This is a genomic window from Campylobacter sp. Cr9 (assembly GCF_020138295.1).
Classification (GTDB): domain Bacteria; phylum Campylobacterota; class Campylobacteria; order Campylobacterales; family Campylobacteraceae; genus Campylobacter_E.
This window is the reverse complement of the sequence record NZ_JACGBH010000003.1, coordinates 21,630-35,940: the sequence shown is the minus strand read 5'-3', so window position 1 is coordinate 35,940 and position 14,311 is coordinate 21,630. Positions and strand designations below refer to the sequence as shown.

The following is a 14,311-nucleotide window of genomic DNA, read 5'->3' as shown; positions in this document are numbered from 1 at the left end:
ATCCAAGTTTTTTAGAAAGTTTATTTAACACTAATTTAAACGAAAGCATAGAATTTTTGATAATGTATTTTAATTCAAAAACTATTTTTGCTTTAATTTTTGTATTAGTATTTTCTTTCTTTATTTTAAAAATTAAAATTATTAAAAAAGTTGGTAATAAATTTAATTTATTTTTTATTGTATTGATTTTATTTATTAACTTTGGAAACGATTTAAGAAGAGCTTTAAAATATGATTTTGAAAGGTATTTTAATATTCCTTTTATTAAATTTCATAAAGAAGTTTTTGCAAATAATGAAATCTTAGTTGAGTCATTAAAAATGAGAAATTCTTATATGCAAATAGCAAATTCGCATTCAAAAACAAAAGCTTTAGAAAATATAAAAAATATAGTTTTAATAATAGGCGAAAGCTCAAGAAGAAGTGCTTATCAAGATTATGGACAATTGTTAAACACAACACCTAATTTATTAAGTATTGAAAATAAAATAATTTATTCTGATGTAATAGCTCCTTATTCATCTACAAATCCAGTTATGAGTGTAATGCTTAATTTTGCTAATTTAGATAATTTAAGTGAAAGAAAATTTTATGAAAATTTAGATATTGTAAATCTTTTTAAATTAGCAAATTACAAAACTTTTTGGATTTCAAATCAAGATTATGTAAGCGAATGGGGTAATAACGCTGCAAGTATCGGAATAATGAGTGATTTTGCGTATTTTTCTAATCAATATATAAGCTCAAGCGAAACTTTAGCTTATGCAAAATATGATGAAGTTTTACTTCCTATTTTAAATGATTTAAAATTAAGCGATAATAATTTTATTAGCATTCATCTTTTAGGAAATCATGGAAATTATAAAAAACGCTATCCTAAAACATTTGCAAAATTTAGCGAAAGTGATATAAAAGAAAATACAAAAGATAAAAAAAGCATATCCGAATATTATAATTCTATACTTTATACTGATTATATTATTTATTCAATTTATGAAAGATTTAAAGATGATGATACTTTGATAATTTATTTAAGTGATCATGCAGAAAGTTTATATGATGATAAGACAAAATCATTATTAGGACATGGAGTAAGTGATAAAATAATTGCTGATATTCCTTTTATAATTCTTTATTCAAATTCTTTTAAAACAAATCATAAAGAACTTTTAGATAAATTAATATTATCTAAAGATTTAGCATTTATGAGTGATGATTTAATACACTTATTATGCGATATTGCAGGTATAAAAATAGCTGAGTTTGAAGAAAGTAGAAGTCCTATAAATAAAAAATATAATAAATTTAGAATTAGGTTATTTGCTAACGAAATAAATTATGATAATTTTTTAAAACTTGATTAACTTAAGCTAGATAATATTAAATAATAAAAATTATTAATTAGGAGAATTTTATGTTAGATTTAGCAATTATAGGTGGAGGTCCAGCAGGTCTTAGTGCAGGGCTTTATGCTACTCGTGGTGGGCTTAAAAATGTAGTAATGTATGAAAAATTTATGCCAGGTGGACAAATTACAAGCTCAAGTGAAATGGAGAATTATCCAGGGGTTGCTACCGTAATGGATGGAATTAGCTTTATGATGCCTTGGACTGAGCAAAGCACTAGATTTGGTCTTAAAATTGAGCAAAAAGAAGTAATTAGAGTTGAAAAAAATGGCGAAAATTTTAAAATTATTTTTAGCGATAATTCAAGCGAAGATGCAAAAGCTGTTATAGTTTGCACAGGTGCAGCTCCTAAAAAAGCAGGATTTAAAGGTGAAAATGAATTTTTTGGTCGTGGAGTAAGCACATGTGCAACTTGCGATGGTGCGTTTTATAGAAAAAAAGAAGTAGCAGTTTTAGGTGGTGGCGATACAGCACTTGAAGAAGCACTTTATTTAGCAAACCTATGCTCTAAAGTATATTTAATCCATAGAAGAGAAGGCTTTCGTGCAGCTCCATCAACCGTTGAAAGAGCTAAGAAAAATGAAAAAATTGAGTTTATTTTAAATGCTAAAGTAGAAGAAGTTGTAGGCGATAATGCTGGTGTTACAGGAGTAAAAATCGTATTTAATGATGGAAGTAAAAAAGATTTAGCAGTTCCTGGAATATTTACATTCGTTGGACTTGATGTAAGAAATGAAGTACTAAAGCAAACTGATGGCTCATATTTATGTGAAATGGTAGGAGATGCTGTAAAGGTTGATTTAAGAATGAGAACAAGTGTTGAAGGGCTTTTTGCTGCTGGTGATTTAAGAGTTGATGCACCAAGACAAGTTGTGTGTGCTGCAGCTGATGGAGCAAACGCTGCATTAAGCGTAATTTCATATTTAGAGAGCAAACATTGATTACTAAAATTAAATTAGCATTAGTAAATAATGATTTTGATGAATTTAGCAATTTAGCTAGTGAGCTTGAAGAAAAGATTTCAAGCGGCTGGCTAAATACCCTAAATCAAGATGAATTAGTAGAATTAAGAGCCTTATATGTTCAAGTAATTGAAGCTTTGCTTATATTAAAGCACAAAGACTTAGAAAGATTAAAAAAGCTTAAAAACTCTTTACATTACATACAATAGGAATTTTTAAATTCCTATTTCAAATTCCACTGAGGATTTTTATGAGATATATTATATTTTTTATAAATAAATTTCTCTTAGCTGATGATATTTTGGCAAAAAATCAAGAATTACAAAATCTTAAAATTGCTTGCAAAAACAACGATGTAAAAGCTTGTTATGAACTAGGATTAAAGTATTTTGATGGTAAAATGTATTTAGAAAAATCGTGCGAATTAGCCTATGCAAAGGCTTGTAATAAGCTTGCTGATATTTATATTTTAGATATAAACAAAAGTAGGTTTTATAATAAATTATCGTGTGAATACGGCAATGATTTTGATTGCGTGGCTTCATTTGATGATGAAGCGATAGATTACGAAAGACTTGCAAGATATTGTAAAGACGCTAAAAAATACACCTGCGATTATCTTAAAAAGCAAAGCATAAAGCACAAAAATCTAAAATATTTTGTAAAAACAAATGAAAAATATGAAAAGCTTTATAATCTTTGTTTAGATGATAATTCTAAGGCTTGTTTTACACTGGCTTTAAATATAGATGATTTAAAGATTTTTGCAGATGATTTATATAAAAAGGCGTGTTTGCTAGAAGAGAATTTTTGTATATTTAAAAAGGTTGAAAAATGAAAAAATTATTAATATTTTTAGTGTTTTTTAGCTTAAATGCTAATGAAATATGTCAAGAGCTTTACTCAAAATACCTTAAAGAATATGATTTTTTAGCTAATTTTAGTGATGTATGTGCCGGAGTAAATGAGATATATTTATCACTTAGTGAAGATGAGGCTGATAAGCTAAATGAATTGTATTTAAATGCTTGCAAGGAGAAAAAACATAAGTATTGCAAGTATATAAAAACGCTTTATGAAAACTCTCAGTTAAAAGATAAAAGCCTTTATTACAAGACATTAGAGCTAGATTGCTTAGATAGATATGGCTGCTTTGATATTTTGCACGCTATGAAAAACGAAAGCGATAAAGATAAAAAATATTTTTATAATTTTTTAGAGCAAAAATGCAAAAATGAATATCATAAAAACGATGATTTTTGCTATGTTTTCGTGCAGTATAAATATAGATTAGATGATGATTTGATGTGTGAGAAAAATCCTAGCTTATGCTTAGAATTAGCCCTAAAAGAGAAAAACGAAGCTAAAAAATATAAATATTTAGATTTTGCTTGTATGAACAAAATTAGCCTTGCTTGTAAATATTTAGCAAAGCTTAGCAGTGATAAAAAAGATTATAAAGCCATGAAAAAATACGAAAAACTAGCTAAAGATTATGATAAACCACAAGATGAAGAATGCTCTATAAATAATCTAAAAGCTTGTAAGGATTATATGTTGGCTAATGATATTAGTAAGGAATTTTATCTTAAATATTCGCCAGTTTATGAAAATCTGTGTTTTAATGATAATATAAATTTTTGCAAAGACGCTTGTATGCTTGAATATAAAAGCAATAATTACGTAAAAGTAAAAAAGCTAATTGATTTTACTTGCAAACATGATGAGAATTTATGCAAGGAATTATCAAAAACTTATTTAATGCCAATTTATGAAAAGGAGTTGTTATGAAAAAGCTTTTATTGATTGTATTCTTGCTAGTTTTTGTCTATGCAAATAGCGATTATGAGTGTAAAAGTGGTGATTTAATATCGTGTTTAGATGAGATTTCAAAAGCACCTAGCAAGATAGAATTTTGTTTAAATACAAATGATTATAATTACAAAAAAGCTTGTGCAAATAATTTTACAATGATTACTAAAAATGAAGATGATAATAAAGTTGAAAAACTAAAAGATAAATTATGTGATGATTATCCTAATGTTTGCTTTGAATATGTGATGAATTATAGAAATATTGCAAGAGGAACTATGAAAAAAAATCTCGAAAAAGCCTGCGAGCTTGATTTTATAAAGGCTTGTATTTTTGTGGCAAATAATTTTAGGGATAATTTAAAGTATATTAAAAAAGCTTGCGATGCGGGTGATTATGAATCTTGCGTAGAGTATGAATATAAAAAGCTTAAAGCAGGTGAGTTAAAAGCAGCTGAAGAAGAATGCCTAAAGACAAATAATTGCCAAAAAGCATTAGAAAAAGGCAGTGAAAATGAGCAGGTTTTAACTAAACTTTGTGATGAAAAGAACGCAAATGCGTGTTTAAAATATGCAGATTTAAACGCTGATAAATACAATGGAAAATATAAAATTTATAACCTAAAAGCTTGTGAGATTGATAGTGATATTTGTATGCAAAAGGCTAAAATGGTAGAGCAGTTTTTGCACTTTGATTTTGATGGTAGTTTAGAAGATATGAAAGATTATTATAAAATCGCTTGTAAAAATGGCTTAGATCAAGCTTGTGAAGAGCTTAATAGAGTTAATTCTTTAAATAAAGATGATTATAAATTTAACGGCAAGGTAAAGACAATTAGAATTGAGTTTTAGGAATTTAAAATAGGAAATTCAAATTCCTATTTTAAATTCTTTATTAGGGCTTATCTTTGTATAATTAGCTAAAAAAAGGAGTTTTTATGGAAGTAATTTATGTAGTTTTAGCTTTAGTTGTTTTGATTTTAGTTTTAGGAATTAGCACATACAATTCATTAATTTCTAAAAGAAATGATGTAAGAAGCATTTATTCAAGTGTTGAGGTTTTGCTAAATCAAAGATATGATTTAATCCCTAATTTAGTAGCGTCTTTAAAAGAATATTTAAAACACGAAAGCCAAACCTTAGAAAATATCACAAGACTTAGAGAAAACGCATTAAATATAAATGATAAAGCTTTAAAATTTAATATAAACAATGAATTAAGCCAAGCTTTAAAAAGTCTTAATGTTAAAGTAGAAAATTATCCTGAGCTTAAAGCTAGTGAGAATTTTTTAAATCTTCAAAATGCTTTAAGAGAATGTGAAGAGCAAATTAGTGCAGCTAGAAGAGCTTATAATTCTTCTGTGAATGCTTATAATAGTGCTTGTGAGAGTTTTCCAACGATAATAATTGCAAATATGTTTAATTTTAAAAAGGCTGAGTTTTACGAAGCAAGCGAACAAGCTAAAATTAATCCAAATGTAAAAGATTTGTTTAATGATTAAAATCATTAGCTTATTTTTCATAGCTTTAATAGGCTATGAATTTTATAAGTTTTTAAATGATTTTAATGAAATTAGCATTTTAATATATTTGTTTATAGCGTGGTTTTTAGTAATTTTATTTGTTTTAGGCTTTAATTTTTATGCTTATGTAATACCATTTTTTTATAAAAATTTTAAAATAATTCATAATAAAGATTCATATAAAAATTCCTTAATTAATCCTTCAAAAGCTAAGATTTTTTATTCTTATCAAAATAATGATATTGATATTTTAGGGCTTTGCTTTTATGAGTTTAAAGATTTAGAACCTTTTTATAATTTTTCTTATCTTGATGTTTTGTTTTTTGGTGTTTATGTAAGAGTTAATAGAAAAATAAAGCATAATTTTAGAATATTTGCAAGCAAAAGGCTTATGTCTTTATATCAAGATGAGTGGGTATTTTTTGAAAAATCATTTGCTAGTGATAATATAGAATTTAATAAGAAATTTAGCGTATATTCAAATGATTTGATAAACGATTTTAAGTTTTTTACCCCTAAAAAATTAGCAAATATTGTAAAAGCTGCAAGTAATATTAATAAAAAATTTAGCATAATTTATAGTAAAGATTATTTTGAGATTTATATCCATAATTTTTTCTTTACATCAAATATTAAAAAAGAATATGTTAGTTTATTAAAAATAATACAAGAATTTAGCGAGTAAAAATGATAAGTATTTTAAATATTTTAAGAATAATCGGGGTTATTTTAGTTGTTTTATATGCAGGTTTTTACATTTTTAAAAATTATGAAAATGTTGCTATTTTGTTTGTTGGGATACTAACTATAATTATTACATCGTTTTTAATATCTTATATTAATCATAAAAATATTATTGAGCCATTTTTTATCTCAAATAGCTTTGATAAATTAAGCAAAAATATAAAAATAAAGCATATAAATTATGATGATTTAAGAGTTGATTATGTCTATTTTAAAGATGATTTAAGTATTACAAAGCTTAGTATTAGCAAAAAAGAAGAAAAGAATAAAATAAAGCTTTTTAACGGCGTTTTATTTAAAAAAGATAATGTTAATAAAAAGCCTTTTACTATACACTCAAGCAATATTTTTAAAAAATTAGATAAAAATTACGGCTTATGCAAACTAGACAACACGGATTTTAATAAATATTTTCAAGTGTATTGTGAAGATAAAATTAAAATATATGAGTATTTTACACCTAAAAAACTTGAAAAGATAAGCCAAATCGCAAAAGAGTTAAACAAAAAAATAAGCCTAATTTATGAAGACAATTCACTCTTTTTATACTTGCACGATTTTAGATTTAGCAAAGAAATCAGCAAGGAATTTGAATTAGGAATTAGACTTATTCAAGAATTTAGCAATTAGCTAAATTCTCAAGCTCTAAGCTCTAATGAATTTCTTGCTATTTGGCTAATTTCATCCCATTTTTTAGCTTTTATAAGCTCTTTTGGTGCAAGCCAAGAACCCCCAACACAAAACACATTTGGCTGTGATAAATATTCTTTAGCATTGCTTTCGCTAATTCCACCAGTAGGGCAAAATCTAACATCGCTAAATGGTCCATAAATAGCCTTTAGCATAGGCACACCACCAACAACACTAGCAGGAAAAAGCTTAAATGTATCAAGACCATATTCAAGCCCAAGCATTAGCTCTCCAGGACTTGCAATACCTGCTATTAAAGGTATTTTATAATCAATTTCTCTTAGTAATTTTTCATTTATTCCTGGACTTATTGCAAACTTTGCACCAGCATTTACAACATCTTTATATTGCTTAGCATTAATCACCGTTCCAGCCCCAACAATTGCTTCAGGAATTTCTTTGCTAATTAGCTCAATTGCCTTAAGTCCTGCATTAGTTCTTAGAGTTATCTCAAGCACTCTTACACCGCCTGAAACTAAAGCATTTGCTAAAGGCAAAGCATCATTTATATCATCAATAGCAATTACAGGAATTACTGGATTTACTTTTAAAATTTCTCTTGCATTCATCTTTTTCTCCTTAAAAACTTACTCCGCCTTCTTCGGCGCTTAAACAATTATTTCTTAAAGCTTTAAAAAGCTCTCTACCACTACCTAATTCATTTGCACTTAAATCAATATGATTTATATTTCTAGTTAAAAAATCATCTTCTAATACATTTAAAGTGCCATTGATTGCATCAAATTCTATTAAATCCCCATCTTTAATCTTAGCAATATTTCCATCAAGCAATGCTTCAGGACTTGTATGAATTGCAGCAGGTACTTTTCCACTTGCTCCACTCATTCTTCCATCAGTAATTAATGCAACCTTGTATCCTTTAGACATTAATACTCCTAAAGGTGGTATTAGTTTATGAAGTTCTGGCATACCATTTGCCTTAGGGCCTTGATATTTTACAACTGCTATGAAGTTTTTATTTAACTCACCTTTTTCGTAAGCCGTCATTAATTCAAGTTGGTCATTAAATACAATCGCTCTTTCTTTTATATATAAATTATCATCGCTTACTGCACTTACTTTAATTACCGAGCGACCTATATTTCCACTTAAAACTTTTAGCCCACCAGTAGCACTAAATGGCTTATCATAAGTTGTAATTATCTCAGCATTTCTGCTTTTTTCAAGACATTTTTCATAAGTAATTTCATCATTTTTTAAGATAGGATCTTTTGTGTAATTGCTAAGCCCAAATCCAGCTACTGTATTTACATCATCGTGTAATAAGCCATTATTTAATAATTCATTTATTACAAATGATAAGCCACCTGCTTCATAAAAGTCATTTATATCAGCCTTGCCGTTTGGATAAACTTTAGCTAAAAGTGGAGTAATATTTGAAATATCATTAAAATCATCCCAGTTAATTATAATTCCTGCAGCTTTTGCAATAGCTATTAAATGTAAGGTATGATTAGTTGAACCTCCTGTTGCCATAAGTCCAACGATAGCATTTACTATACTTTTTTCATCTATCATTTTTCCTATTGGTAAAATGCTTTTATCTTTTACACCTTTTGCAAAATGCTTTGCACTATAAGTTAATAATTTTTCTCTTAGTTTTGTATTAGGATTTATAAAGGCTGAGTTTGGCATATGAAGTCCAAGTAATTCAATCATAACTTGATTTGAATTAGCCGTTCCATAAAATGTGCAAGTGCCTGAGCTATGATACATTTTCATCTCAGTATTTAATAATTCTTCTTTGCTAATTAAACCTTGAGCGTATTTTTCTCTAGCAATACTTTTATCAGCATTGCTAATTCCTGTTGGCATAGGACCACTTGGAATAAACATAGCAGGTAATTGTCCAAATCTAAGCGCTCCCATTAAAAGTCCAGGAACAATCTTATCACAAACTCCTAAGTAAAATGCACCATCAAAAATATTATGAGATAGTCCAATTGCTGTGCTCATTGCGATTACATCACGAGAAAATAAGCTAAGTTGCATTCCGTCATAACCTTGAGTGATACCATCACACATTGAAGGAGTACAGCTTGCAACTTGAACGCTAACGCCTTCTTTAATACAAGCTTGTTTTATACTTAAAGGATAATCTTTATAAGGTTCATGAGCTGATAAAACATCGTTATAACTTGAAATTATCGCTAAATGAGTGCTATTTGCGTTGTTTAATTTCTCTCTTACACTCTCAGGTATTGCAGCATAAGCGTGAGCTAGGTTTGCACAGCCAAGTTTGCTGCGATTTATTTTAGAATTTGCATTTTCTATTAAGTCTAAATAATCTTTTCTTGATTTTTCGCTTCTTTTTATTATTTTTTCGGTAATTTCTAATAATTTTGCATTTGCCATAAAAACTCTTTTCTATTTAAAATATTTGATTTATTATAGATAAATAAACATTATTAATGTTAAATCCTTTTTTGTATATTTACAAAAATAATTTAATTTTTAGGAAACTTTATGAAGATTAATTTTGATTTTTTATTGTTTGGAGCTACTGGGGATTTAGCTTTAAGGAAGATTTTTCCTTCACTTTATGATGCGTTTTTAAACGACTTACTTCACGAAGATTTTAAAATCATTGCAACAGGCAGAAGTAAATTAAGCTTAGATGAATTTAAGCAAAAATTAAATGATAAATCAAAAATACACTTAAAAGATGTTACTAAATGGAACAGCTTTTTAGAAAAAATCACTTATGAAAGCGTTGATATTAATAGCATTGATGATTTTAAAAAGCTTAAAATGTGCCTAAGAAATGGCGTTGATAATGTTATATATTTTTCTATTTCGCCTGAGTTTTTTATCACTTGTTGTAAAAATCTAAGCGAGCTTAATATGAATGAAGCAAATGTTAGAATAGTTCTTGAAAAGCCTTTAGGAATGAGCCTTGATGAATGTAGAGCAATTAATGAAAGCGTAGCAAAATACTATAAAGAAGAGCAGATTTATAGAATTGATCATTATCTTGGTAAAAATATGGTTAAAGAATTATTAGAATTTAGAAAAAATAATCCACATATTAATGCCTTTTTAAATAAAGATTATGTAAAAAGTATTGAGCTTAGCGTATTAGAAAGACTTGGGGTTGAAAGTCGTGGAGAATTTTATGATAGCTGTGGTGCTTTAAGAGATATGTTGCAAAACCATATGCTACAAATGTTGGCTTTATTTATGATAGATGTTAATTCTACAAATATTAGAAAGGCAAAGCTAGATTTTTTTAACTCTTTAGAAAAAATAAATAAAAGAGATGTTATAAAAGCTCAATATATTAAAAACGAAGATAGCCTAAGCTATAAAGATGAATTAAATGTAGCAAAAGATAGCTTGACTGAAACTTTCGTAGCTATTAAAACAAGCTCAAATCAAGAAAATTATAAAGGTGTGCCGATTTATCTTAGAACTGGTAAGAGAATGGCTGAAAATAGGGTGTATTTTACGATTAATTTTAAAAATAACGGCTATTTATATATAGAAATCCAACCAAATCCTAAAATGAAATTATTGCTTAATATTAATGATAATTACAAGGAATTTGAAATAGGATTTAGCGATATTGAAAAAATGCCACCTTATGAGAGATTAATACTAAATGTAATCAATAAGGATTTAAGTTCATTTAATGAAAAAGAAGAGCTTGAGAGTGCTTGGAAATGGGTTCAAAGCGTAATTGATGATAAAGACTTTAATATGCAAGAATACCCTGCATATACAAATGGTATAAATTTTAAAGATTGTGAGTTTAAATTATGAGATTATTTACTTTTAATGACAAAAACATAAGCGAAGTTGCTTTATATAAAGAATTAGTTTTTTCGCTAAATGAATGTATTAATAATAAAGGCGAAGTTAATTTGTATGTATCAGGTGGCAAGAGCCCAAAGGATTTATTTGCTAAGCTTAGTCGTGAAAAATTAGAATGGAGTAAGGTAAATATATTTTTAGTAGATGAAAGGATAGTTCCTACAAATCATAATGATAGTAATACAAATCTAGTTAAAGAATATTTATTACAAAATGATGCAAGTAAGGCAAATTTTATTACTTGTATAAAAGATGAATTAATAAATGATTTTGATGCCTTAAAAAGCTATGCAAATAGTATTTATAAAACTCCTGATATTTTGATTTTAGGAATGGGAACTGACGCTCATACTGCTTCAATATTTCCAACAGCAACTAATTTAGATGAATTATTAAGCGATACAAATACAGCTTATCACATAGTAAAAACTTCAAATTATGATAGAATTAGCCTTAGTTTAGAAAGTATTTTAAAAGCAAAAAGAATATTTTTAAACATAAGTGGCGATGAAAAATATCAAGTATTTTTAAATGCTTGTAAAGAGCAAAACAAAAAATACCCTATAAGTTTTGTAATTAATTCAAAAGGAAATTTAGATGTCTATTATGCAAAATGAATATCCAAGATTATTAGCTGATATTGGTGGGACAAACGCTAGATTTGCCATAGAATTTGAATTAGGAATTATAAAAAATATTGAAGTTTTACAATGCAAAGATTATGAGACAATTGTAGATGCAGTAAAAGCTTATTTAAAGGATAAAAATCTTGAAATTAAACACGCTGCATTTGCTATGGCAAATCCAGTTACGAGTGATTATATTCAAATGACAAACAATCATTGGGCTTTTTCAATTAGCACTACAAGATTAGCGCTTAAACTTGAAACTTTATTAGTATTAAACGACTTTACAGCTCAAGCACTTGCTATTACAAAATTAAAAGATGATGAATTAGTGCAAGTTGGTGGCTCTTTTATAGAAGAAAATTCTCCTAAAGCAGTTTTAGGACCAGGCACAGGTTTGGGTGTTAGTGGATTAATACCTAGTAAAAATGGCTATATTGCACTTTCAGGCGAAGGTGGGCATGTTAGCTTTGCTCCTTTTGATGAGATAGAATCAATGATTTGGCATTATGCAAAAAATAAATTCGGTCATGTTTCAGCTGAAAGATTGCTTAGTGGAATGGGACTTGAATTAATCTATGAAGCTCTAGCACACAAAGAAGGCATAAACGAAACTCTAAGTGCAAGTAAGATTAGCGAACTTGCATTGAGTGAAAAATCAGCTTTATGTAGATTAAGCCTTGATATATTTTGTGCAATGTTAGGAACAATTGCATCAAATCTAGCATTAACCTTAGGTGCTAGGGGTGGTGTTTATATTTGTGGTGGAATAATTCCAAAGATTTTAGAATATTTTAAACATTCATCATTTAGAGCAAGATTTGAGAATAAAGGTAGATTTGATAGCTATTTAGCAGCTATTCCTGTTTTTGTAGTTTTATCAAATTACCCTGGGATAAATGGAGCGAGTGTGGCTTTAGAAAATCATTTAAAGGATAAAAATGTTAAGTAAATTAAAAAGTTTTGAGAAATTATGGAGTTTATATAATAATTCAAAAGATACTCACATGAAAGAACTATTTGCAAAAGATAGCAATAGGGCTAATAAATACTTTTTAGAAGTTGGTGGAATTAAGGTTGATTATTCTAAAAATAGAATAGATGATGAGATTTTAAATACTTTAATTGACTTAGCAAAAGAAGCTAATTTAGAGCAAAATATCAAAGATATGTTTAGTGGTAAAAAGATTAATACCACAGAAAATAGAGCAGCTTTACATATTGCTCTTAGAAATCGTATAAACACTCCTATTTATGTAGATAACGAAAACATAATGGATGATGTAAATGCAGTGCTAAATAAAATGGAAAAATTTTCACATGCAGTAAGGTCAGGTGAGTGGTTAGGCTATACAAATCAAGTAATAACCGATATTGTAAATATTGGAATTGGTGGTTCTGATTTAGGACCATTAATGGCTTGTGATGCTTTGAAAAAATACGCACATCCAAGACTAAAAATGCACTTCGTTTCAAACGTAGATGGCTCAAAATTACAAAATGTATTAGATAGCGTTCATCCTGAAACTACGCTTTTTATAATAGCGTCAAAAACATTTGTAACTCAAGAAACTTTAACAAATGCTTTAACAGCAAGAGAGTGGTTTTTAAATCATGCGGTTAATAAACGCTTTGTAGCTAAGCATTTCGTAGCAGTTTCAACTAATAAAAAGGCAGTTGAAGAATTCGGCATAGATAGTAATAATATGTTTGAGTTTTGGAACTGGGTAGGTGGGCGTTATAGTTTATGGTCAGCAATTGGTCTTCCTATTATGATTTATCTAGGTAAAGAGCATTTTTGGCAAATGCTAGAAGGTGCATATTTAATGGATTCACACTTTAGCTCGGCTGAGTATTCTAAAAACTTGCCTGTGATTTTGGCCTTAATAGGTATTTGGTATATTAATTTTTATGGTGGTGGCTCACATATAATCGCTCCTTATGATGAGTATTTAAAGCATTTTCCAAGATTTATTCAACAGCTTGATATGGAAAGTAACGGAAAGCAAGTTAGTAAAGATGGAGAATTAATTAATTATGAAACATCTCCTATTATTTGGGGCGAAACAGGAATAAACGCTCAGCACGCATTCTTTCAACTTCTTCATCAAGGAACTCACATAAGTCCTATTGATTTAATTGTAAGTTTAGAAAAGCCACATGATATGCCAGAACATCATGAAATATTAATTAGTAATGTATTCGCTCAAGCTGAAGCCTTTATGAAAGGTAAAACTAAAGAAGAAGTAAGAGCTGAATTAAAACAAAGCAATCTAAGTGATAGCGAGATAGAAAAGCTTATCCCACATAAAGAGTTTTCAGGAAATCGCCCTAGCAATACGATTTTATTAGAAAGAATTAGCCCTAGAAATTTAGGAAGTTTAATTGCACTTTATGAGCATAAAATCTTCGTTCAAGGTGTGGTTTGGGGGATAAATAGCTTTGATCAATTTGGCGTTGAATTAGGCAAGACTTTAGCTAAGACAATTTTAGAAGAATTAAGAAGTGATATAAGTCACGAACACGATAGCTCAACTACAAATTTAATTAAATTATACAAAGATTTCAATCAAAAAGCTTAAGGTTTTAGGAATTTCATTTTGAAATTCCTATTTCAAATTCTTTTGCATTTGTTACAATTTTTCACATTCTCGTAAAAAATCTATAAAATTTTTTGAATATACAAAAATCATTAATAAACCTTGATAAGATGTT

General features: G+C 28.1%; 15 protein-coding genes. 13 read left to right on the top strand and 2 right to left on the bottom strand.

Translation table 11 applies throughout. The features are described from left to right. Positions 1-62: 62 nt before the first annotated feature. The 9 genes from AVANS14531_RS02370 to AVANS14531_RS02330 all read left to right on the top strand — a co-directional run bounded on the left by AVANS14531_RS02370 (position 63) and on the right by AVANS14531_RS02330 (position 7,076). Entirely contained in the window at positions 63-1,364 is a 1,302-nt protein-coding gene (locus AVANS14531_RS02370) for a phosphoethanolamine transferase (protein WP_336611190.1), read from the top strand. A gap of 50 nt (positions 1,365-1,414) precedes the next feature. Further along, a complete protein-coding gene (gene trxB / locus AVANS14531_RS02365; RefSeq protein ID WP_336611189.1) occupies positions 1,415-2,347 on the top strand; it encodes a thioredoxin-disulfide reductase in 933 nt (310 codons plus the stop codon). Further along, positions 2,344-2,577 (top strand): hypothetical protein, encoded by a 234-nt coding sequence (locus AVANS14531_RS02360; protein WP_239818136.1) that lies wholly within the window; start codon positions 2,344-2,346, stop codon positions 2,575-2,577. Before trxB ends, AVANS14531_RS02360 begins: the two co-directional genes overlap by 4 nt. A gap of 41 nt (positions 2,578-2,618) precedes the next feature. Further along, on the top strand, positions 2,619-3,206 hold the full coding sequence (locus tag AVANS14531_RS02355; protein WP_336611188.1) for a hypothetical protein: 588 nt from the start codon (positions 2,619-2,621) through the stop codon (positions 3,204-3,206). Next, positions 3,203-4,159 (top strand): hypothetical protein, encoded by a 957-nt coding sequence (locus AVANS14531_RS02350; protein ID WP_336611187.1) that lies wholly within the window; start codon positions 3,203-3,205, stop codon positions 4,157-4,159. Before AVANS14531_RS02355 ends, AVANS14531_RS02350 begins: the two co-directional genes overlap by 4 nt. Beyond that, entirely contained in the window at positions 4,156-5,031 is an 876-nt protein-coding gene (locus tag AVANS14531_RS02345; protein ID WP_336611186.1) for a hypothetical protein, read from the top strand. The genes AVANS14531_RS02350 and AVANS14531_RS02345 overlap by 4 nt, the downstream gene beginning before the upstream one ends. Before the next feature lie 86 nt (positions 5,032-5,117). Continuing rightward, entirely contained in the window at positions 5,118-5,681 is a 564-nt protein-coding gene (locus AVANS14531_RS02340; protein WP_336611185.1) for a LemA family protein, read from the top strand. Further along, the gene (locus tag AVANS14531_RS02335; RefSeq protein ID WP_336611184.1) at positions 5,674-6,387 is read left to right on the top strand and encodes a DUF3137 domain-containing protein; all 714 of its coding nucleotides are present in this window, start codon (positions 5,674-5,676) and stop codon (positions 6,385-6,387) included. The genes AVANS14531_RS02340 and AVANS14531_RS02335 overlap by 8 nt, the downstream gene beginning before the upstream one ends. 2 nt (positions 6,388-6,389) lie before the next feature. After that, positions 6,390-7,076 carry a DUF3137 domain-containing protein gene (locus tag AVANS14531_RS02330; protein WP_336611183.1) on the top strand — a complete coding sequence of 229 codons (687 nt, stop codon included), beginning with the start codon at positions 6,390-6,392 and terminating at the stop codon, positions 7,074-7,076. An 8-nt stretch (positions 7,077-7,084) separates the two neighbouring features. On the opposite strand, the gene AVANS14531_RS02325 is transcribed toward AVANS14531_RS02330, so the two are convergent. Next, the gene (locus AVANS14531_RS02325) at positions 7,085-7,705 is read right to left on the bottom strand and encodes a bifunctional 4-hydroxy-2-oxoglutarate aldolase/2-dehydro-3-deoxy-phosphogluconate aldolase (RefSeq protein ID WP_336611182.1); all 621 of its coding nucleotides are present in this window, start codon (positions 7,703-7,705) and stop codon (positions 7,085-7,087) included. 10 nt (positions 7,706-7,715) lie between these two features. Further along, positions 7,716-9,512 carry a phosphogluconate dehydratase gene (gene edd, locus AVANS14531_RS02320; protein ID WP_336611181.1) on the bottom strand — a complete coding sequence of 599 codons (1,797 nt, stop codon included), beginning with the start codon at positions 9,510-9,512 and terminating at the stop codon, positions 7,716-7,718. A gap of 111 nt (positions 9,513-9,623) precedes the next feature. On the opposite strand from edd, the gene AVANS14531_RS02315 reads away from it, so the two are divergent. Genes AVANS14531_RS02315 through pgi form a run of 4 tightly spaced genes read left to right on the top strand, consistent with a single transcriptional unit; the run spans position 9,624 to position 14,178 of the window. Continuing rightward, a complete protein-coding gene (locus AVANS14531_RS02315; RefSeq protein WP_336611180.1) occupies positions 9,624-10,919 on the top strand; it encodes a glucose-6-phosphate dehydrogenase in 1,296 nt (431 codons plus the stop codon). Continuing rightward, on the top strand, positions 10,916-11,587 hold the full coding sequence (gene pgl, locus AVANS14531_RS02310) for a 6-phosphogluconolactonase (protein WP_336611179.1): 672 nt from the start codon (positions 10,916-10,918) through the stop codon (positions 11,585-11,587). Before AVANS14531_RS02315 ends, pgl begins: the two co-directional genes overlap by 4 nt. Then, complete coding sequence (locus AVANS14531_RS02305) at positions 11,568-12,548, top strand: glucokinase (RefSeq protein WP_442862388.1); 981 nt, start codon at positions 11,568-11,570, stop codon at positions 12,546-12,548. Before pgl ends, AVANS14531_RS02305 begins: the two co-directional genes overlap by 20 nt. Continuing rightward, on the top strand, positions 12,538-14,178 hold the full coding sequence (gene pgi / locus AVANS14531_RS02300) for a glucose-6-phosphate isomerase (RefSeq protein WP_336611178.1): 1,641 nt from the start codon (positions 12,538-12,540) through the stop codon (positions 14,176-14,178). The genes AVANS14531_RS02305 and pgi overlap by 11 nt, the downstream gene beginning before the upstream one ends. Positions 14,179-14,311 lie beyond the last annotated feature (133 nt).

Excerpts from the sequence above, each read along its gene's own strand:
- AVANS14531_RS02325 (WP_336611182.1), bottom strand. The coding sequence starts at position 7,705 with ATGAATGCAAGAGAAATTTTAAAAGTAAATCCAGTAATTCCTGTAATT.
- edd (WP_336611181.1), bottom strand. The coding sequence starts at position 9,512 with ATGGCAAATGCAAAATTATTAGAAATTACCGAAAAAATAATAAAAAGA.
- trxB (WP_336611189.1), top strand. The coding sequence starts at position 1,415 with ATGTTAGATTTAGCAATTATAGGTGGAGGTCCAGCAGGTCTTAGTGCA.
- AVANS14531_RS02355 (WP_336611188.1), top strand. The coding sequence starts at position 2,619 with ATGAGATATATTATATTTTTTATAAATAAATTTCTCTTAGCTGATGAT.
- AVANS14531_RS02330 (WP_336611183.1), top strand. The coding sequence starts at position 6,390 with ATGATAAGTATTTTAAATATTTTAAGAATAATCGGGGTTATTTTAGTT.
- pgl (WP_336611179.1), top strand. The coding sequence starts at position 10,916 with ATGAGATTATTTACTTTTAATGACAAAAACATAAGCGAAGTTGCTTTA.
- AVANS14531_RS02315 (WP_336611180.1), top strand. The coding sequence starts at position 9,624 with ATGAAGATTAATTTTGATTTTTTATTGTTTGGAGCTACTGGGGATTTA.
- AVANS14531_RS02335 (WP_336611184.1), top strand. The coding sequence starts at position 5,674 with ATGATTAAAATCATTAGCTTATTTTTCATAGCTTTAATAGGCTATGAA.
- AVANS14531_RS02370 (WP_336611190.1), top strand. The coding sequence starts at position 63 with ATGTATTTTAATTCAAAAACTATTTTTGCTTTAATTTTTGTATTAGTA.
- AVANS14531_RS02345 (WP_336611186.1), top strand. The coding sequence starts at position 4,156 with ATGAAAAAGCTTTTATTGATTGTATTCTTGCTAGTTTTTGTCTATGCA.
- AVANS14531_RS02340 (WP_336611185.1), top strand. The coding sequence starts at position 5,118 with ATGGAAGTAATTTATGTAGTTTTAGCTTTAGTTGTTTTGATTTTAGTT.
- pgi (WP_336611178.1), top strand. The coding sequence starts at position 12,538 with ATGTTAAGTAAATTAAAAAGTTTTGAGAAATTATGGAGTTTATATAAT.
- AVANS14531_RS02305 (WP_442862388.1), top strand. The coding sequence starts at position 11,568 with ATGTCTATTATGCAAAATGAATATCCAAGATTATTAGCTGATATTGGT.
- AVANS14531_RS02350 (WP_336611187.1), top strand. The coding sequence starts at position 3,203 with ATGAAAAAATTATTAATATTTTTAGTGTTTTTTAGCTTAAATGCTAAT.